General features: G+C 72.9%; 16 protein-coding genes. 9 read left to right on the forward strand and 7 right to left on the reverse strand.

The annotated features are described in order from the left end of the window. Positions 1-52 precede the first annotated feature (52 nt). The 7 genes from ACZ3YO_RS23050 to ACZ3YO_RS23080 form a co-directional block, all read right to left on the reverse strand. Entirely contained in the window at positions 53-3,055 is a 3,003-nt protein-coding gene (locus ACZ3YO_RS23050; RefSeq protein ID WP_465572270.1) for an AfsR/SARP family transcriptional regulator, read from the reverse strand. Positions 3,056-3,305: 250 nt separating this feature from the next. Then, a complete protein-coding gene (locus ACZ3YO_RS23055) occupies positions 3,306-5,141 on the reverse strand; it encodes a glycoside hydrolase family 15 protein (protein WP_465572273.1) in 1,836 nt (611 codons plus the stop codon). A 280-nt stretch (positions 5,142-5,421) separates the two neighbouring features. Next, the gene (locus tag ACZ3YO_RS23060; protein WP_465572276.1) at positions 5,422-6,459 is read right to left on the reverse strand and encodes a sugar ABC transporter substrate-binding protein; all 1,038 of its coding nucleotides are present in this window, start codon (positions 6,457-6,459) and stop codon (positions 5,422-5,424) included. A 79-nt stretch (positions 6,460-6,538) separates the two neighbouring features. Beyond that, complete coding sequence (locus tag ACZ3YO_RS23065) at positions 6,539-7,237, reverse strand: FadR/GntR family transcriptional regulator (RefSeq protein ID WP_465572279.1); 699 nt, start codon at positions 7,235-7,237, stop codon at positions 6,539-6,541. 143 nt (positions 7,238-7,380) lie between these two features. Further along, positions 7,381-8,412, reverse strand: coding sequence for an ABC transporter permease (locus ACZ3YO_RS23070; RefSeq protein ID WP_465572282.1), 1,032 nt, complete (start codon positions 8,410-8,412; stop codon positions 7,381-7,383). Then, the gene (locus ACZ3YO_RS23075) at positions 8,396-9,967 is read right to left on the reverse strand and encodes a sugar ABC transporter ATP-binding protein (protein WP_465572285.1); all 1,572 of its coding nucleotides are present in this window, start codon (positions 9,965-9,967) and stop codon (positions 8,396-8,398) included. The genes ACZ3YO_RS23070 and ACZ3YO_RS23075 overlap by 17 nt, the downstream gene beginning before the upstream one ends. Positions 9,968-10,050: 83 nt before the next feature. Further along, entirely contained in the window at positions 10,051-11,097 is a 1,047-nt protein-coding gene (locus tag ACZ3YO_RS23080) for a sugar ABC transporter substrate-binding protein (RefSeq protein ID WP_465572288.1), read from the reverse strand. 520 nt (positions 11,098-11,617) lie between these two features. On the opposite strand from ACZ3YO_RS23080, the gene ACZ3YO_RS23085 reads away from it, so the two are divergent. Genes ACZ3YO_RS23085 through ACZ3YO_RS23125 form a run of 9 tightly spaced genes read left to right on the forward strand, consistent with a single transcriptional unit; the run spans position 11,618 to position 19,610 of the window. Beyond that, positions 11,618-12,469 (forward strand): fumarylacetoacetate hydrolase family protein, encoded by an 852-nt coding sequence (locus ACZ3YO_RS23085; protein ID WP_465572291.1) that lies wholly within the window; start codon positions 11,618-11,620, stop codon positions 12,467-12,469. 11 nt (positions 12,470-12,480) lie between these two features. Continuing rightward, positions 12,481-13,821 carry an L-fuconate dehydratase gene (locus ACZ3YO_RS23090; protein WP_465572293.1) on the forward strand — a complete coding sequence of 447 codons (1,341 nt, stop codon included), beginning with the start codon at positions 12,481-12,483 and terminating at the stop codon, positions 13,819-13,821. After that, complete coding sequence (locus ACZ3YO_RS23095; protein WP_465572295.1) at positions 13,818-14,579, forward strand: SDR family NAD(P)-dependent oxidoreductase; 762 nt, start codon at positions 13,818-13,820, stop codon at positions 14,577-14,579. The genes ACZ3YO_RS23090 and ACZ3YO_RS23095 overlap by 4 nt, the downstream gene beginning before the upstream one ends. Next, positions 14,576-15,571, forward strand: a complete 996-nt coding sequence (locus ACZ3YO_RS23100; protein WP_465572299.1) for an aldo/keto reductase — start codon at positions 14,576-14,578, stop codon at positions 15,569-15,571. Before ACZ3YO_RS23095 ends, ACZ3YO_RS23100 begins: the two co-directional genes overlap by 4 nt. After that, positions 15,571-16,311 carry a (Fe-S)-binding protein gene (locus tag ACZ3YO_RS23105; RefSeq protein ID WP_465572302.1) on the forward strand — a complete coding sequence of 247 codons (741 nt, stop codon included), beginning with the start codon at positions 15,571-15,573 and terminating at the stop codon, positions 16,309-16,311. The genes ACZ3YO_RS23100 and ACZ3YO_RS23105 overlap by 1 nt, the downstream gene beginning before the upstream one ends. Then, positions 16,308-17,795 (forward strand): lactate utilization protein B, encoded by a 1,488-nt coding sequence (locus tag ACZ3YO_RS23110; RefSeq protein WP_465572304.1) that lies wholly within the window; start codon positions 16,308-16,310, stop codon positions 17,793-17,795. Before ACZ3YO_RS23105 ends, ACZ3YO_RS23110 begins: the two co-directional genes overlap by 4 nt. Next, positions 17,792-18,445: a LutC/YkgG family protein gene (locus tag ACZ3YO_RS23115; protein WP_465572307.1), complete on the forward strand. Its 654-nt coding sequence runs from the start codon at positions 17,792-17,794 to the stop codon at positions 18,443-18,445. The genes ACZ3YO_RS23110 and ACZ3YO_RS23115 overlap by 4 nt, the downstream gene beginning before the upstream one ends. Beyond that, positions 18,442-18,753, forward strand: a complete 312-nt coding sequence (locus ACZ3YO_RS23120; RefSeq protein WP_465572309.1) for an L-rhamnose mutarotase — start codon at positions 18,442-18,444, stop codon at positions 18,751-18,753. Before ACZ3YO_RS23115 ends, ACZ3YO_RS23120 begins: the two co-directional genes overlap by 4 nt. Next, positions 18,750-19,610, forward strand: a complete 861-nt coding sequence (locus ACZ3YO_RS23125; RefSeq protein ID WP_465572311.1) for an amidohydrolase family protein — start codon at positions 18,750-18,752, stop codon at positions 19,608-19,610. Before ACZ3YO_RS23120 ends, ACZ3YO_RS23125 begins: the two co-directional genes overlap by 4 nt. Positions 19,611-19,689: the final 79 nt, after the last annotated feature.

Consider the following 19,689-nt stretch of genomic DNA (forward strand, 5'->3'; position numbering starts at 1 on the left):
CCGACCCCTGATCGCCGACCCCCGGTCCCGTGACCGGGGGTCGGCCGTCTGCTCAGGCCGGGAGCCAGGAGGGCCAGCGCTGCCGGGGCGGGCCGGCGGGGTGGTCGCCGCCGAGGAGGGGCAGCAGGCGTTCGGCCTCGGGCGAGCCGATCGGCGCCAGGATGCCGTGGGCCTCCGCCCAGCAGGAGCGGGCCCGGGCGAGGTCGCCGGCCGGGCCCGGGCCGCCGAAGCGGCGGTCCGCGAGCGCGTCGCCGAGCGTGGCCAGGGCCAGGCCGCGCCCCCGGTGGTCGCCGTCCAGGGTCAGTGCGTCGACCGCGCGGCCCGCCGCGTCGACCGCCTCCGTACCGCGCCCGGCCGCGCGCAGCGACTCGCCGAGCCGCAGCAGGATCCGGCCGGTCCGGCGGTGGTCGTGCGGGTCGGTCAGCGCGAGCGCGGCCCACTGGTGGGCGACCGCCTGGTCGTGGTCGCCGCGGTCGTGGGCGATCGTCCCGAGCGCGTCCCGGGCGCGTGCCTCCAGCTCGCGGTCGGCCAGTTCATGGCTGACCAGCAACGACTGGTCGACCACCCGGTTCGCCGCGTCGAAGCGGCCCTGCCGGGCGAACGCCCCCGCCAGGTCGAGGAGTTCGGCGGCCAGCGCGCGCCGGTCGCCGATCCGCTCCCAGACCGAGACGGCGGCGGAGAACCCGGTCACCGCCTCGTCGGGGCGGCCGATCTGGACGAAGCAGTCGGCCAGTGAGCCGTGTGCGAGTGCGAGCAGCGGCTGCGGCAGCCCGTGCGTGGTGCACAGGTCTCGGGCCCGGAGCAGCTCGGCGAGCGCCGAGGGCGCGGAGCCGACCTCGGTCAGCAGCCGGCCGAGCACCAGGCGGGCCCGGGCCTCCGCCGTCCGGTCGCCCTGGTCCAGGGCGGCGCGCAGCAGGGCGTTGGCGGCGTGGCCGAGCGGGCGGGTGGCGTGGCCGGAGTCGGCCAGCAGGCAGCAGCCCAGCAGCAGTTCGGCGAGCCGGTCGAGGGCTCCGGCGGTGCCGGCGGGGCGGCCGGGGAGCTTGGCGCACTGGCTCACCAGCGCACCGACGCCCAGGTACTCCCCGACGGCGAGTCCGGACCGCGCCGCCGAGGCCCCGAGCGCGGCCGACACCCGCGCGTGGTAGTGGTCCGCCAGCCGGGTCAGGGCGCCCGCCGCCTCGTCGGCGCCGGCTGCCTCCTCGGCACCGGCCGCCGGGCCGCCGTCCCGGCCGCCGTCCCGGCCGACCCGCTGGGCGAAGGCCCGCAGCAGGTCGTGGTAGCGGTAGTGGTCGGGGTGCGCCGAGATCTCCAGCATCGAGCAGTCCACCAGGCACTCGGCGAGTTCCACGGCGGCCGGTTCGGGCAGGTCGAGCACGGCGGCGACCGCCGCCGGCGACAGGTCGGGCACCTCCGGGACGGCCAGCAGCCGGAAGGCGCGGGCCTGTTCGGCGTCCAGCTGGTCGTAGCCGAACCGGAAGGAGGACTCGACGGCGAGGTCCCCGCTGCGCAGCGCGTCCAGCCGGTACCGGTCGCCGGTGAGCTTCGCCAGCAGCCGGGCGATGGTCCAGCCCGGGCGGCAGGCCAGCCGGGCGGCGAGGATCCGCACCGCCAGCGGCAGCTGGCCGCAGAGCCGGACGAGTTCGCGGGCCGCCTCCTCCTCGGCCGCCACCCGCTCGGCCCCGACCACCCGGGTGAGCAGGGTGACCGCCTCCTCGGCCGGGAGGACCGGGAGTTCGGCGAAGCGGGCGTTGGGCAGCGCGCCGAGCCGGGTCCGGCTGGTGACCAGGACGGAGCAGCCCGCGCTGCCCGGCAGCAGTGGCCGGATCTGCTCGGCGTCGCGCGCGTTGTCGAGCAGGACGAGGACACGGCGGCCGGAGAGCAGCGAGCGGTAGCGGGCCGACCGTTCGGCGAGGCCCGCCGGGATCGCCTCCCCGACGACGCCGAAGGAGCGCAGGAAGGCCGCCAGCGCCTCCTCGGGCCGGGTCGGGCGGCCGTCCGCGCCGTGCAGATCGAGGTAGAGCTGGCCGTCCGGGAACTCGGCGGCGAGGCCGTGCGCGACGTGGACGGCGAGCGCGGTCTTGCCGACCCCGCCCATGCCCGCGACGGCCGCCACGGGCACACTGCCCGGCTCCAGCAGGGCCGCGCGCAGCATCTCGGCCTCCGCCTGCCTGCCGGTGAAGTCGGCGGTGCTGGCAGGGAGTTGAGCCGGGGTGAGAGTGGAAGCCGGGTCCGGCCCGGCCGGCGGTTCGGCGGGCTCCCGGGGAGGTGCAAGGAGCGTCCGGGCGACAGGCGCCGCCAGGGTCTCGTCCGCTGCGAGGATCCGGCCGTGCAGGTCGCGCAGGCCAGGCCCGGCGCCGACGCCCAGCTCGGTGCGGAGCCGGCGGTCCGCCGCCCGGTACACCGCGAGCGCCTCGGCCTGCCGGCCGGAGCGGAAGAGCGCGAGCATCAGCAGCTCCGAGAGCCGCTCGCGCAGCGGGTGTTCCTCGACGGTTGCGCTCAGCTCGGCGACCGACTCCGCCCACCGGCCGCCGTCGACCTCCGCCTCCAGGCACGACTCCGTGACGGCGAGCCACCGTTCGTCCCACTCCCGGCGCTGGCGCTGCGCGTAGGGGCCGGGCAGCCCGGACATCGGCTCGCCGCGCCACAGCGCCAGCGCCGCCCGCAGCGTGGCGGCGGCCTCGGAGTGGCGTCCGTCCGCGCGCAGGGTCCGGGCCTCGGCCAGCAGCGCCTCGCACCTCCCGGTGTCGAGGCCGTCGCCGACCGCGAGCAGGTACCCGCCGCCGACGGAGGTCAGCGCCTCCGCCCCGATCACCCGCCGCAACCGGTGCACGTACGTCCGGATGACTCCGGTGGCCCTGGCGGGCGGCTCGTCGCCCCACAGGTCGTCGATCAGCTGGGCCGCCGAGACGTGCCGGCCCGACCGGAACAGCAGGGCGAGCAGCAGGCTCTGCTGCTGCGGCGAACCGAGCGACAGCTCCGCCTCGCCCCGCCACCCGCGTACCGGCCCCAGCACCGCGAACCTCAGTCCGCCCGATGTCCCGCCCTCGCCAGCCAACCGACTCCCCCTTCACCCGACGACACGCCCCCATCGGCATGATACCGATCGGTATCCCCCCTGATCAGGCCATATTCGGCAGCCCGCCCGAGGGGCTCGGCGGGGCCGGGGCCGTCCCGGCTCGCCGGCCGAGCGCGCCCGGCGATGCCGCCGTCCCGGCCGTCGACCGGCCGCCCCCGGCCGTCGACCCGCCGCAGCGCGCCGGGCACCGCGGTCCGGGCGGCGACGGCAGCATCACAGCGGCGCCGCGTCAGCCCAGCGCGCGGTCGAGGTTGAAGGCGGCGCTGATCAGCGAGAGGTGGGTGAAGGCCTGGGGGAAGTTGCCGAGCTGTTCGCCGGTCGGGCCGATCTCCTCCGCGAACAGACCGAGGTGGTTGGCGTAGGTGAGCATCTTCTCGAAGGCGAGCCTGGCCTCCTCCAGCCGGCCGGCGCGGGCCAGCGACTCCACGTACCAGAAGGAGCAGATCGAGAAGGTGCCCTCGGGGCCGTGCAGGCCGTCCGGGCTGGTGGCCGGGTTGTAGCGGTAGACCAGCGAATCGGAGACCAGGTCCGTGGTGAGGGCGTCCAGGGTGGAGAGCCACTTGGGGTCGGTGGGCGAGACGAACTTGGCCATCGGCATCATCAGCAGCGAGGCGTCCAGCTCACCGTCGTCCAGCGCCTGGACGAACGCGCTCCGCCGGGTCGACCAGCCGCGCTGCATGATCTGCCGGTAGATCGCGTCCCGGGCCTGCCGCCAGCGGGGCAGGTCGGCCGGCAGGCCGCGGCGGTTCGCCATCCGCATCGCCCGCTCCAGCGCCACCCAGCACATCAGCCGCGAGTACACGAAGTCCCGGCGGCCCGCGCGGGTCTCCCAGATTCCCTCGTCGGGCTGGTCCCAGTGCTCGCAGAGCCAGTCCGCCACCGCGCCGACCTCGTCCCAGCGGTCGCTGCCGATCGGCTGCCCCCACTTGTCGTACAGGTAGACGGAGTCGATCAGGGCTCCGTAGATGTCCAGCTGGAGCTGGCCGGTGGCGGCGTTGCCGACCCGGACCGGTGCGGAGCCGAGGTAGCCCTCCAGGTGCGACAGCTCGTACTCGGGCAGCTCACTGCGCCCGTCGATGCCGTACATGATCTGCAACGGGCCGGTCGCACCGGTGCCGCGCAGGATGCCGCGCTCGTCGAGGAACCCCATGAACGCCTCGGCCTCCGAGGTGAACCCCAGGCGCAGCATGGCGTAGACGCAGAAGGCGGCGTCCCGGACCCAGACGTACCGGTAGTCCCAGTTGCGCCCGCCGCCGATCTGCTCGGGCAGGCTGGTGGTCGGTGCGGCGACGATCGCACCGGTCGGCGCGTAGGTGAGCAGCTTCAGCACCAGCGCGGAGCGGTTCACCATCTCCCGCCAGCGCCCGTGGTAGCGCGACCCGGCCAGCCAGTGGCGCCAGTAGCGGACGGTCGCCTCGGCCTGCTCCTGCGCCTCGGCCCGCGGACACGACCGGGCCGGGACGCCGTCGCCGATCTGGTCGAGGGCGAACACGTGGGACTCGCCCTCGACGAGCTTGAAGTGCGACCGGACGTCCGGGCCGTCGCTCTCCAGCGGTGCGGTGGCGGTGAGCGCGAGCGTCAGTGACGGGGAGCGGAACACCGCCGCGTGACCTTCGAGGTGCGTGGTGTGCGCTTCGGCACCGTAGCCGAAGCGCGGGGCGATGCGGGCGCTGAACGGGAGGGCTCCGCGGACGCAGAGCACCCGCCGGATCAGCCGGTGCCGGGCGGCCTCGCGCGAGTCGTCGACCACCGGCATGAAGTCCTGGATCTCCGCCACCCCGTCGGCGGCGAAGAACCGGGTGATCAGCACGTTCGTGTCAGGGAAGTAGAACTGCCGGGTGCGGGTCGGGACCTCGGCGGCCAGCTCGAACGACCCGCCCCGGTCGGCGTCGAGGATGGACCCGAAGACGCTGGGCGCGTCGAAGCGCGGGCAGCAGTACCAGTCGATGGTGCCGTTCGTGCCGACCAGGGCGGTCGTACGAAGATCGCCGATCAGGCCGTGTTCGGAGATGGGCAGGTAGCGGCAGCCGTCCGCCTGCTCGAAACCGGTCGTGTGGAACGCCATGTCGGCCTCCCTGCCGCTGCGGCGCGGGCCCGGAGATGCACCTTGCTCTTTATGCTAGATCGCTGCCCGAGGCACGGCTCGGGGCGGAGCCGTGCGCACGGGACTCGGCAGCCGCCTCGTTCCGGGCAGCCCCGCCGGCACTTCCCGGGCCGGCCGCGGCGGCTGCCGCCGAGCGGTCGATCGGCGCCGGCCGCGGGAGCCGGCCGGCACCGACGCGGCGCCCGTGGCCTCCTGCGGGCCGACGACCGTCCTGGAGACCCGGTTCCGGGACCCTCCCCGGTCAGCCCGTGGCGTGGTTGGCCCAGAGCGACGGGTCGTCCACGTTCTCCTTGGTGACCAGGGCCGAGGGGAGCTGGTCCTCCATGCCGTTGGGCAGCTGGATGATGGTCGACCGGTGGTCGGTGGGCCCGGGCTGGAAGGTCTTGCCTTCCGCGGCAGCCTTGGCGTAGTAGAGGGCGTACTTGGCGTAGAGGTCGGCGGGCTGGGAGACGGTCGCGTCGATGTCGCCCTTGCGGATCGCGTTGAGCTCGGCGGGGATGCCGTCGTTGGAGACGATGGCGATGTGGCCGGGCTGGCCGGCGGGCTTGAGCAGGCCCTTCTGCTGGAGCAGGGCGAGGGTGGGCTGCAGGAAGACGCCGCCGGCCTGCATGTAGATGCCGTTGAGGTCCCGGTTGGCGGCGAGGGTGGCCTGGAGCTTCTCGGAGGCGACGTCGGCCTTCCAGTCGGTGGCCAGCGCGATCACCTGGATGCCGGGGAAGTTGCGCTTCATGCAGGCGGCGAACCCCTCGGAGCGTTCGTATCCGTTGATGGAGGTCAGCGCGCCCTGGAGTTCGGCCACCTTGCCCTTGCCGCCGAGCTGCTTGCCGAGGAACTCGCAGGCCTTGGTGCCGTACGAGCGGTTGTCGGTGCGGACCACCATGTAGACGGTGCCGTGCTCCGGTTCGGTGTCCACGCTGATCGCGTGGATGTTGGCACGGAACAGCTCGGAGAGTGTCGTATCGGTGGTCATGGTGTTCTGCGGCGCCATGACGATGGACTTGGGATGCTGGCCGGCCAGTGAGTGGACGTTGGCGGCGAACGTCGCCTCGTCGCCGTCCGAATGGGTCGGGGGCAGGACACTCAGCTGCTGGTCGTTGATCTCCTGCTGGAGGTACTTCGCGTACGCCTTCCAGAAGTCGGAGTCGGCGCGGGGGATGTCGATGGCGATCTGCGGGCGGGACTTGCCGGGGTCATCCGTGCCCCCGCAGGCGGTGAGGCAGCCGGCGAGCAACACGGCGATGCAGCCGGCGCAGGTGGTCCGGGTGGTGCGGCTCTTCATGTGTCAGACCGTTCTGAGTGGTGGGGTCGTGCGTACCGAGGGGGATGGGAACGGATGTGCGGGAGCCGGCGGGTCGCCGTCAGGCGATGGTGCCGAGCGCCAGGGGGTCGGTGCCGGCGGCCAGCCAGTCCTCGACGGCGGCGACGTGCACGGTGCTGGCACTGGCGGCCAGGACGGCATCGCGGTTGGCCAGGGCCCGCCAGATGGCCTCGTGCTCGCGCTGGGCCTGTGCGCGGGCGGGTGTGTCGTGCGTACCGCGCACGATGCGCAGCCGCTGGGTGTGGGTGGAGAGGACGCCGAGCAGGGTGGACAGCACGGGGTTGCCGACGGCATCGGCGATGGTGCGGTGGAACTCGATGTCCAGCTCGATGAACTCCTCGATGCCGGCGGCGGCGGCGCTCCGGTCGAGGACGGCCCGCAGCGTTCCCAGGCGTTCGTCGGTGAGCAGGCCGGCCGCGAGGGCGGTGGCCTGCGGCTCCAGCAGGCGGCGCACCTCCAGGAGTTGGCGGGCCGTGTGCCCGTGGGAGACGTCGGCGGTGAAGGCCATGGCTTCCAGCAGGAGGTGGGGTTCCAGGCCGGAGACGTACGTGCCGTCGCCCTGCCTGGGGACGAGGATCCGCATTGCGGTGAGCGCCCGGACGGCCTCGCGCAGCGAGTTGCGCGACAGCCCGAGCTGGTCGGCGAGATCGGCCTCGTTGGGGAGTCTCGCGCCGGGCAGCAGGGCGCCGGAGACGATCATTTCCTTGATCTTCTCGATGGCCCGGTCGGTCACCGCCATGGGTGTTCGCCTCCTGCGTGCCGGAATGGGAGTGGTGGTCGGGGGAGTGGGGCCGGAGGCGGGGAAGGAGAGGCCGAAGCGGCGCGACCGGTCCCCGGCGGGCCGGCCGCGCCGCTTCGGCGGCTCTCAGGCTGTCGGACCGGTCACTCCTGCTTCTCGCCCGAGGCGAAGCGGGAGATGATCAGCGCGACGATGATGATCGCGCCGTTGAGGAACTGGTTCCACAGCGGCGGCACGCCCGCGAGGGTCATGACGTTGACCACGAGCTGGAGAGTCAGCACACCGGTCAGGGCGCCGAAGAGGGTGCCCCGGCCGCCGTTGAGGCTGACGCCGCCGATGACGGTGGCGGCGAAGACCTGGAAGATCCACCCGTTGCCCTGGTCGGCGGAGATGGAGCCGTAGTGGCCGGTGTAGAGGACGCCGGCGAACGCGGCCAGCAGGCCACCGAGGATCAGCACGACCCAGGTGATCCGGTCGACCCGGATGCCGGCGGCGCGGGCGGCCTCGGAGTTGCCGCCGATCGCGTAAAGGGCACGGCCGTGGCGCAGCCAGGCGAGGGCGCAGCCGCCGGCCAGGAAGAGCAGGGCGCAGATCCAGATCGCCGCCGGGACGCCGAGCCAGCTGGTGCTGCCGAGGTAGGTGAAGGAGCCGGGCAGGTTGACGATCGACTGGCCCTGGGAGATCGCGACCTGGAGGCCGCGGAGCAGGGTGAGCGCGCCGAGGGTGACGATGAAGCCGTTGAGGCGCAGCTTGAGGATGAGGAAGCCGTTGATCGCCCCGATGAGCGCGCCGACGGCCAGGCACAGCGGGATGGCCGTCCAGGAGGGGAAGAGGCCGAGGCCGTTGAAGCGCGCGCCGTGGTCGGGGAGGACCAGCCAGACGGCGATGACGGGGGCCACGCCGATCGTGGACTCCAGGGACAGGTCCATCCGGCCGACGATCAGGATCAGCGCCTCGGCCAGGACCAGCAGGCTCAGTTCGGTGGCCTGCTGGCCGACGCCCAGGAGGTTGTCGGAGGTGAGGAAGGCGGGTGAGACGGCGAAGCCGATGACGCCCAGGACGAGCAGGACCGGGACGAGCGACAGGTCGCGGTAGCGGGCGAGGTCGAAGCGCCGGCCGGCCGGTGCGGCGGGGGCGGTGGCCGCGTGCGCACGGACCTCAGTGGTGGGAGACATTGCGTTCCTTCGTGTCGGTCGGGCCGGACATGCCCTCCATGGCTGCGACCAGCTGTTCATCGCTCCAGCCGTGCTCGAACTCGGCGACGACGCGGCCGTGGAACATGGCCACGACGCGGTCGCAGACCCGCAGGTCGTCGAGTTCGTCGGACACGATCAGGGCGCTCCTCCCGGCGTCGGCGACCTCGCGGACGGTGCCGAGCAGGGACTCCTTGGACTTGACGTCGACGCCGTTGGTGGGCCGGATGGCCACCAGGACGTGCGGCTCGGTGGCCAGCGCCCGCGCGATGACCACCTTCTGCTGGTTGCCGCCGGACAGGGCGGACACCGGGGCCGAGGGGCCGGGCGTCTTGATGTCGAGGTCGCCGATCATCCGCTCGGCGAAGGCCCGGGTCCGCGAGGGCAGGACCGTGCCGAAGGGCCCGAGCTGGTCGGTGACGGTCAGGGTGGCGTTCTCGGCGACGCTGCGCTGCGGGATGAGGCCCTGGATGTGCCGGTCCTCGGGCACGAACCCGATGCCGGCCGCGAGAGCGGCGGGAACCCGCCCGGTGCGCACCGGGCGGCCCGCGACGCTGATCGTGCCGGCCTGCGGGCGGTGCAGGCCGGCGACGGTCTCGCCGAGCCGGACGTTGCCGCTGGCGGCCGCCCCGGCCAGGCCCACGACCTCGCCGGCCCGCACGGTCAGGGAGACGTCCTGGTAGGCGCCGGCCAGGCTCAGGCCCGAGACGTCCAGCAGCGGGGCGCCGTCGGGGCGCGTCCGGCCGGTCACCGACCAGGCGGGCTCGCTTCCCCGGGCGCTCTCGCCGGTCATCGCCTCCACCAGGGCCTGCTGGTCGAGTTGGGAGACCGGTGCGGTGATGATGTGCCGGGCGTCGCGGTAGACCGTGACGGTGCTGCAGAGGTCGTAGACCTCCTGCAGGTGATGGGAGATGAACAGGAAGGCGACGCCCTGTTCCTGCAGTGAGCGCAGCTTGTCGAAGAGCCGTTCGATGCCGCGCGCGTCGAGCTTGGCGGTGGGCTCGTCCAGGATGATGAAGCGGGCCCCGAAGGACAGCGCCCGGGCGATCTCGACGAACTGGCGCTGCTCGACACTCAGGTCCTCGGCGCGCGCGGTCGGGTCGACGTCCACGCCGTACTCGGCGAGCAGCTCGGTGGCGCGGCCGCGCAGCTGCTTCCAGCTGATCGGGCGCAGGACGCCTCTGCCCCGCCTGTCCAGGCTGTGCCTGTTCAGGAACAGGTTCTCGGCGACGGTCAGCGCGGGGATGATGGTGGAGCGCTGGTAGACGCAGGCGACCCGGGAGCGCCAGGCGTCGGTGTCACCGGGGGCCGGGGCCTGCTCGCCGTCGAAGCGCAGGGTGCCCGTGTCGGGGTTCTGCAGGCCGGTGAGGATCGACACGAGCGTGGACTTGCCCGCGCCGTTGCGGCCCACCAGGGCGTGCGACTCGCCGGGCGCGACCGAGATGCGGGCGTCGCTGAGGGCGACGGTGGCGCCGAAGCGCTTGCTGATCCCGTCGGCCTCGACGACGGGGCCCCGGACGGGGCTGGGGTCCGCCATGGCGGGGACGTCCTTTCCACAGGATCCGTGAGCGGCGGCCTCGGAGGGGAGTCCGGGCCGCCGCTCACGGGAGGTCAGTGGGGTTACTTGCCGACGCCGTTGCCCCAGAGGGACTTGTCGTCGACGTTGTCCTTGGTGACCAGGGGCGCGGGGAGCTGGTCCTCCAGTCCGTTGGGCAGCTGGATGATGGTGGACTGGTGGTCGGTCGCGCCGGGCTGGAAGGTCTTGCCCTCGGCGGCGGCCTGTGCGTAGAACAGCGCGTACTTCGCGTAGAGGTCGGCGGGCTGGGAGACGGTCGCGTCGATGTCGCCCTTGCGGATCGCGTCGAACTCCTGCGGGATGCCGTCGTTGGAGACGATGGCGATGTGACCGGGCTGCCCGGCGGGCTTGAGCAGGCCCTTCTGCTGGAGCAGGGCGAGGGTGGGCTGCAGGAAGACGCCGCCGGCCTGCATGTAGACGCCGCCCAGGTCCGGGTTGGCGGCCAGGGTGGACTGGAGCTTGGCGGAGGCGACGTCGCCCTTCCACTCGGTGGCCAGCTCGATCACCTGGATGTCGGGGAACTTCTCCTTCATGCAGGCGGCGAAGGCCTCGGAGCGGTCGCGGCCGTTGACGGAGCTCAGCGCGCCCTGGAGCTCGGCGACCTTGCCCTTGCCACCGAGCTGCGTGCCGAGGAACTCACAGGCCTTGGTGCCGTACGCCTTGTTGTCGGCGCGCACCACCATGTAGACGTTCCCCTTGTCGGGGCGGGTGTCGACGCTGACCACCGGGATCTTCTTGGCGGACAGCTGGTCGAGGGTGGAGGCGATCGCGCCAGTGTCCTGCGGGGCCATGACGACGGCCTTGGCGCCCGTGTTCTGGAAGACCTGGACGTTGGCGACCAGCTTGGTGACGTCGTTCTGCGAGTTGCTCACCGGCAGGGTGTTGAGACCCTGGGCGGTGGCGTCCTGCTTGACGTACTGCGCGTAGGAGTTCCAGAAGTCGGAGTCCGCACGCGGCAGGTCGATCCCGAGTGCGGGCTTGCCACCGCCGGCGGAGTCCGACGCGCTGCCGCGGTTGCAGGCCGTGGCGGCCCCCGCCAGGACGATCACGGCGGCGGCCGTGGCCGCGATTCTGGAGGAGCGAGGCTTCATGGTGCTGATCTCCTTGGCTGGGATGTCCGGCTCCCCTGCGGGGGCGGGAAGCCGGTGTGGTGGGAGGCCGGGAGGCCCGTCCCCGGGAGGTGAAGCGGGGGTGGTTGAGCCGGATCTCCCTTCCCGGCCGTCATCCAGGAGGGAGGCCATGGATGCGGCGGTCGTGGCAGGCGCGCCGGATCGTGCTCGTGCTCCCCGCAGTCATCGGATGGATTGCGATCACGAGGACCATACGAGCTTGGCACCTGACTGACAATAGGGATACCTCGGGCGAATCTCAACCGTAACGTCAGGGCTTCCGTGCCGGGTTGCCGAGAGCTCTTGTCTCCGTTCTGAGCTGGATATTTGATGAACAGTGAGGAGATATTCGGCTCCCGGGCCCCGGCGGGTGCCGAGAGACATCGGAGGACTTCTTGCGGCGGGTGGCCAGCGCTCGTATGGTCAGGGCGTCACGGATACATCCGATGTGTTGGCCCGGTGAAGAGTCCCGGCCCGCAGACCTTAGGACGGGAGTCAGAGCGTGAAGCTACTGCGGATCGGACCGGCGGGAGACGAGGTTCCGGCGGTCCTCGGCGATGACGGCCGGGTCTTCGACCTCTCGGGCCTGACCGGTGACATCGACGGGGCGTTCCTCGCCTCGGACGGGACCGACGGCGTCCGCGCCGCCCTGGCCGCCGGAGAGCTCCCCCCGATCGACCCGGCCGGCCTGCGGATCGGCGCACCCGTCGCCCGGCCGGGCAAGGTCGTCTGCATCGGCCTCAACTACCGCGACCACGCCGAGGAGACCGGCGCTGCCGTCCCCACCCGGCCGGTGGTCTTCATGAAGGATCCGTCCACCGTGGTCGGCCCCCACGACCGGGTGCTGATCCCGCGCGGCTCGGCCAAGACGGACTGGGAGGTCGAACTCGCGGTCGTGATCGGCCGTGAGGCCCGCTACCTGGACTCGCCCCAGCAGGCCCTCGCCCATGTCGCGGGCTACGCGATCAGCAACGACGTGTCCGAGCGGGAGTTCCAGTTGGAGTACTCCGGGCAGTGGGACCTCGGCAAGTCCTGCGAGACCTTCAACCCGCTCGGCCCCTGGCTGGTCACCCCGGACGAGGCCGGTGACGTGCGGGCCCTCGGCCTCCGTCTGGCCGTCAACGGCGAGACCCGCCAGGACGGCAACACCGAGGACATGGTCTTCGACGTCCCGTACCTGGTCTGGTACCTCAGCCAGTACATGGTGCTGCGCCCCGGAGACGTCATCAACACCGGCACCCCGGCCGGCGTGGCCCTCGGTCTGCCCGGCACCCCCTACCTGCGCGCCGGCGACGCGGTCGAGCTGTCCATCGACGGCCTCGGCACCCAGCGCCAGACCTTCGCCAACGCGTGAAAGGCACCACGTTGTCCGCAACCACACCGCGGATCACCGCCGTCGACACCTACGACATCCGCTTCCCCACCTCGCGGGAGCTGGACGGGTCCGACGCCATGAATCCCGACCCCGACTACTCCGCCGCCTACGTCGTCCTGCGCACCTCCGACGGCGAGCCCGAGGGGCACGGGTTCACCTTCACCATCGGCCGCGGCAACGACGTCCAGGTCGCCGCCATCGACGCGCTGCGCCCGCACGTCGTCGGACGTTCCGTCGCCGAGCTTTGCGCCGACCCCGGCTCCCTCTCCCGCGACCTGATCGGCGACAGCCAGCTGCGCTGGCTCGGCCCTGAGAAGGGCGTGATGCACATGGCCGTCGGAGCCGTCCTCAACGCCGTCTGGGACCTCGCCGCCAAGCGCGCGGGCAAGCCGCTGTGGCAGCTGCTGGCCGACGCCGACCCCGAGTGGCTGGTGTCCCAGGTCGACTTCCGCTACATCGCCGACGCGCTGACGCCCGACGAGGCCCTCCAACTGCTGCGCAAGGGGAGACAGGGAGCCGCCGACCGTTCCCGGCACCTGCGGGAGGTCGGCTACCCCGCCTACACCACCTCGCCCGGCTGGCTCGGCTACAGCGACGAGAAGCTCACCCGCCTCGCCGAGCAGGCGGTGGCCGACGGCTTCACCCAGATCAAGCTGAAGGTCGGCGCCGACCTGGAGGACGACATCCGCCGCTGCCGCGCCGCCCGCGAGGCCGTCGGCCCGGGCATCCGGATGGCGATCGACGCCAACCAGCGCTGGAACGTGGCCGAGGCGATCGAGTGGACGAACGCTCTCGCCGCGTTCGACCCCTACTGGATCGAGGAGCCCACCAGCCCCGACGACGTCCTCGGCCACGCCACCATCCGGCGCGGTGTCCACCCGGTCAAGGTCGCCACCGGCGAGCACGTGCAGAACCGCATCGTCTTCAAGCAGCTGCTCCAGGCCGGCGCCATCGACGTCCTCCAGCTGGACTCGGCCCGGGTGGCCGGCGTCAACGAGAACCTCGCCATCCTGCTGCTCGCCGCCAGGTTCGACGTCCCGGTCTGCCCGCACGCCGGCGGGGTGGGCCTGTGCGAACTCGTCCAGCACCTGTCGATGTTCGACTACGTCGCGCTCTCCGGCACCACCGAGGACCGGGTGATCGAGTTCGTCGACCACCTGCACCAGCACTTCCTCGACCCGGTGGTCATCGACAACGGCCACTACCGGGCACCCACCGCGCCCGGGTTCTCCGCCGAGATGGACCGGGCCGCCATCGACACCTACCGCTACCCCGACGGCGCCTTCTGGGCAGCCGACCCGGCCGGCGGCGACAAGGAGGAGCTTTCATGAGGACCGACCTCGACGGGCTCACCGCCCTGGTCACCGGCGGCGCCTCCGGCATCGGCCTGGCCACCGCCCGACTGCTCGGCGAACGCGGTGCGGACGTCGCCGTCCTCGACCTCGACCCGAGTGGTGTCCCCACACCGCTGCGCGGCTTCACCGCCGACGTCGCCGACGACCACTCCGTACGCGCGGCCGTCCAGGCGGCGGCCGAGGCACTCGGCGGGATCGACATCCTGGTCAACAACGCCGGCATCGGCGCCGCCGGAACCGTGGAGGACAACCCGGACGAGCAGTGGCACCGCGTCCTGGACGTCAACGTGCTCGGCATCGTCCGCACCACCCGCGCCGCCCTGCCGCACCTGCGCCGCTCCGCCTCCGCCTCGGTGGTCAACACCTGCTCGATCGCCGCGACGGCCGGACTGCCGCAGCGCGCGCTGTACTCGGCGAGCAAGGGCGCCGTCCTCTCGCTCACCCTGGCCATGGCCGCCGACCACGTCCGCGAGGGCATCCGGGTCAACTGCGTCAACCCGGGCACCGTCGACACCCCGTGGGTCTCACGGCTGCTCGACGCGGCCGACGACCCGGCCGCCGAGCGCGCCGCACTGAGCGCCCGCCAGCCCACCGGGCGGCTGGTCACCGCGGAGGAGGTCGCCGCCGCCATCGCCTACCTCGCCTCCCCGGCCGCCGCGAGCGTCACCGGCACCGCGCTCGCGGTGGACGGCGGCATGGCCGGCCTGCGTCTGCGACCGGAGCCGCGCCCGTGAAGCCGCGCCGCAACCCGCTCGGCCGCAGCACGGCCCGGGTCACCGAACTCGCCTTCGGCGCCGCCGGCATCGGCAACCTGTTCACCCCGGTCACCGACGAGCAGGCCGAACAGGCCGTCACCGCCGCCTGGGAGTCCGGCGTACGGTACTTCGACACCGCCCCGCACTACGGTCTGGGCCTGTCCGAGCGGCGACTCGGCGAGGCCCTGCAGGCGTTCCCCCGGGAGCAGTGCACGATCTCCACGAAGGTCGGACGCCTGCTGGAGCCGGCCCCCTCCGGCGGCGACGACCTGGCCAACGGCTTCGCCGTGCCCTCCACCCACCACCGCGTCTGGGACTTCAGCGCCCAGGGGGTGCGCCGCTCCATCGAGGACAGCCTGAACCGGCTCGGCCTCGACCGGATCGACATCGCCTACCTGCACGACCCCGACGACCACGCCGAACAGGCACTCACCGAGGCCTACCCGGAACTCGAACGCCTGCGGGCCGAAGGCGTCCTGGGAGCGATCGGCGTCGGCATGAACCAGGCCGAGCTGCCCGCCCGGTTCATCCGCGAGACCAACCTCGACGTCGTCCTGCTGGCCGGCCGCTACAGCCTCCTCGACCAGAGGGGCCTTGCGGAACTGCTGCCACTTGCGCACCGGCGCGGCGTCGGGGTCGTGATCGGCGGCGTCTTCAACTCCGGCCTGCTCGCCGACCCGCGGCCCGGCGCCACCTTCGACTACACCGCGGCCCCCGCAGACCTGCTCGCCAGGGCGACCGACCTCAAGGCCGTCTGCGAGCGGCACGGCGTACCGCTGCGGGCCGCCGCCCTGCGGTTCCCGTTCGGGCACCCGGCGGTGACGAGCGTGCTGGTCGGCACCCGCAGCGCCGGCGAGGTCCGGGACGCCGCCGCCATGCTCCGGCACCCCGTTCCGGCGGCGCTCTGGGCGGAGTTCAAGGAACGCGGTCTGCTGCCCGCGGACGTCCCGACCCCCGAGGAGGTGAGCTGATGCGCATCGCCCTGTTCATCACCTGCTTCAACGACACCCTCTTCCCCGAAACCGGCCGCGCGGTGGTGACCGTGCTGGAGCGGCTCGGCCACCGCGTCGAGTTCCCCCGGGAACAGACCTGCTGCGGCCAGATGCACTTCAACACCGGCTACCGCCCCGAGGCCCTCCCGCTGGTGACCCGCTTCGCCCGGACCTTCGCCGACTACGACGCCGTGGTCACCCCGTCCGCCTCCTGTGCCGGAATGGTCCGCGACAACCACCCCGTGCTCGCCCGGGAGCACGGACGGCCCGACCTCCAGCAGCAGGTCACCGAACTGGTGCCCCGGGTGTACGAGTTCACCGAGTTCCTGACCGACGTGCTCGGCGTCACGGACGTCGGTGCCCGGTTCCCGCACCGCGTCGCCTACCACCCCACCTGTCACTCCCTGCGCGGCCTGCGCCTCGGCGACCGCCCGGACCGCCTGCTGCGCGCGGTCGAGGACATCGAGCTGGTCGACCTCCCCGCGGCCGACTCCTGCTGCGGCTTCGGCGGCACCTTCGCCGTCAAGAACGCCGACACCTCCGCCGCGATGCTCGCTGACAAGAACGCCGCCGTCCTGGACAGCGGAGCCGACGTCCTGTGCGCCGCCGACAACTCCTGCCTGATGCACATCGGCGGCGGACTGTCCCGCCAGGGTTCGGCCGTGCGGACTGTGCACCTGGCCGAGATCCTCGCCGCGACCGAAGGAACCGCACGATGACCAGCCCCGGTAGCCGTGGCGTCGTCTGGCTCGGCTCCCCGTCCTTCCCCGACGCCGCCCGCGAGGCGCTCGGCAACACCCAGCTGCGCGCCAACCTGAAACGCGCCACCACGACCATCCGCGACAAGCGGCTCGCGGTCGCCTCCGAGCTGGACGACTGGGAGCACCTGCGCGACGCCGCCGCCGCGATCAAGAACCGCACCGCACGCCACCTCGACCACTACCTCGTCCGGTTGGAGGCCGCCGTCACCGCCGCGGGCGGCTCCGTGCACTGGGCGTCGGACGCCGCCGAGGCCAACCGCATCGTGACCGAACTCGTGCGGGCCACCGGCGAACGCGAGGTGGTGAAGGTCAAGTCCATGGCGACCCAGGAGATCGGCCTCAACGAAGCCCTCGCCGAAGCCGGCATCACCGCCTACGAGACCGACCTCGCCGAACTCATCGTCCAGCTCGGCGACGACCGCCCCTCCCACATCCTCGTCCCCGCGATCCACCGCAACCGGACCGAGATCCGCGACCTCTTCGCCACCGAGATGGCCCACTGGGGGCAGCCCGCGCCCGAGAACCTCGGCGACGACCCGCGTGAACTCGCCGAAGCCGCCCGCCTGCACCTGAGGGAGAAGTTCCTCACCGCCAAGGTGGCCGTCTCTGGCGCCAACTTCGCCGTCGCCGACACCGGCACGGTCGTCGTCGTGGAGTCCGAGGGCAACGGCCGGATGTGCCTCACCCTGCCCGAGACGCTGATCACCGTCATGGGCATCGAGAAGACCGTCCCCACCTGGTCGGACCTTGAGGTCTTCCTCCAACTGCTGCCCCGCTCCTCCACCGGCGAGCGGATGAACCCCTACACCTCCACCTGGACCGGGCTGGGTCCGACCGGAGTGGCCGACGGCGACGGGCCGAGGGAGTTCCACCTGGTGCTGCTCGACAACGGCCGCACCGACACCCTCGCCGACGAGGTCGGACGGCAGGTACTCGGCTGCATCCGCTGCTCGGCCTGCCTCAACGTCTGCCCCGTCTTCGAGCGCACCGGCGGCCACGCCTACGGCTCGGTGTACCCGGGACCGATCGGCGCCGTCCTCACCCCGCAACTGGTCGGCGTCGGCAGCGACACCAGGAGCGGGGCGGCCACCCTGCCGTTCGCCTCCACCCTGTGCGGCGCCTGCTACGACGCCTGCCCCGTGAAGATCGACATCCCGGAGGTGCTGGCGCACCTCAGGGCCAGGGCCGTCGAGGCCAAGCGGCGGCCGCTCGACCCGGAGGGGCTGGCCATGAAGGCCGCCGCCACCGTCCTCGACTCCCCGCGGCTGCTCTCCGCGGCCCAGAAGGCCGCCGCGCTCGGCGGCAGGGTCCTCGCCAGGGACGGGCGGATCGGCCGGCTGCCCGGCCCGTTGCACGGCTGGTCGGACACCCGCGACACCCCCGCACCTCCGGCCGAGTCCTTCCGCACCTGGTGGCGCAAGAACAGGGAAGGTGAACGATGAGCAGCCGTGAGGCAGTCCTCGGCCGCATCCGGGCGGCGCTCGCCGACGTCCCCGCCGACGAACGGCCCGACGACGTCCCCGTACCCCGCGCCTACCGCCGCAGCCACACCGAGCCGGGCGAGGACACCGTCGCCCTGTTCGCCGAGCGGGTCGCCGACTACCGCGCGAACGTCACCCGCACCGACCAGGCGGGCCTGCCGGCCGCCATCGCCGCCGCTCTCACCGCGTGCGGCGCGAAGAACCTGGCACTGCCCGACGGCTTTCCCGTCGAGCTGCTGCCGCCCGGCGACTGGCAATGGCACCGGGAACCGCTGGACGTCCAGGCCCTGAACGCCCTGGACGGCGCCTGCACCCTCGCCGCCGCCGGCATCGCCGTCACCGGGACCATCGTCCTCGACACCGGCCCGGGCCAGGGCCGCCGCGCCCTCACCCTCGTCCCCGACTACCATCTGTGCGTCGTCCGCGCCGGACAGATCGCCGCGGACGTCCCCGACGCCCTCGCCCGCCTCGACCCCGCGCTGCCGCTGACCTTCATCTCGGGACCCTCCGCCACCAGCGACATCGAACTCGACCGCGTCGAGGGCGTGCACGGCCCCCGCACCCTGCACGTCGTCATCGTCGACCACCCCACCCACCCGGAGAAGCCATGAGGGTCGCCCTGCACACCCGCCTCCGCCCGGACCGGATAGCCGAGTACGAGGCCGCCCACCGGGACGTGCCCGCCGAACTCGTCGCAGCCATCCGGGCCGCCGGCGTCACGTCGTGGAGGATCTGGCGCAGCGGGTGCGACCTGTTCCACCTGCTGGAGTGCGAGGACTACCCCCGGCTCCTCGCCGAACTGGAGCACCTCCCGGTCAACGTCGCCTGGCAGGAGAGGATGGGCGAACTGCTCGACATCAGCCACGACTACTCCGACGCCGGTGCCGGGGCCGGCCTCCCCGTGGTGTGGGAGCTGTGACCGGACGTCGGATCGTCGACGCGCACCACCACGTCTGGGACCTCGACACGCGGCCGCAGCCCTGGATCAGCGGCGAGGCCCTCGCTCCGCTGGCCCGCTCCTTCACCGCCGCCGACCTCGCCCCCGAAGCCGCGGAGGCAGGGGTGGCCGCCACGGTCGTCGTGCAGACCGTGTGCGTCCCCGAGGAGACCCCCGAACTGCTGGCGCTGGCCGACGGCAGCGACCTGATCGCCGGCGTCGTGGGCTGGACCGACGTCACCGCCCCCGACGTTGCCGACGCGCTCGCCGCCCTGCGTGAACTCCCTGGCGGGGAGCGGTTGGTGGGCATCAGGCACCAGGTCCAGGAGGAGCCCGACCCCGCGTGGCTGCTGCGCCCCGACGTCCAGCGCGGCCTGCTCGCCGTCGCCGAGGCCGGCCTCGCCTACGACCTCGTCGTCAAGCCGCACCAGCTGCCCGCCGCCGCCCTCGCGGCCGCCCGGCTCACCGGCCTGACGTTCGTCCTCGACCACCTCGGCAAGCCCCCGGTCGCCGACGGCACGCTCCACCCCTGGGCAGCGGACCTGCGCCGCCTGGCCGCGCTGCCCAACACCGTGGCAAAGCTCTCCGGCCTGGTGACCGAGGCCGCCCCCGGCCGGTGGCGGACGGAGGACCTCACGCCGTACGCCGACACCGCCCTGGAGGCCTTCGGCCCGCAGCGGCTCCTCTTCGGCTCCGACTGGCCGGTCTGCACCCTGGAGGCCGGCTACACCGAGGTCGTCCGGATCACCCGGCGCCTCGTGGACGGGCTCAGCGCGGGGGAGAGGGACGCGGTGTTCCGGCACAACGCCGTCCGCGTGTACGGGCTCGGGCTTGTCTGACGACTCCTGCCGCGCCGCGCATCGTCAGACGAGGCCTCGGCGCCCCGCGTCGGCCCGCCGCCCCGTCGCCCCGCCCCGG

It is taken from the genome of Kitasatospora sp. NPDC022785, assembly GCF_055561295.1.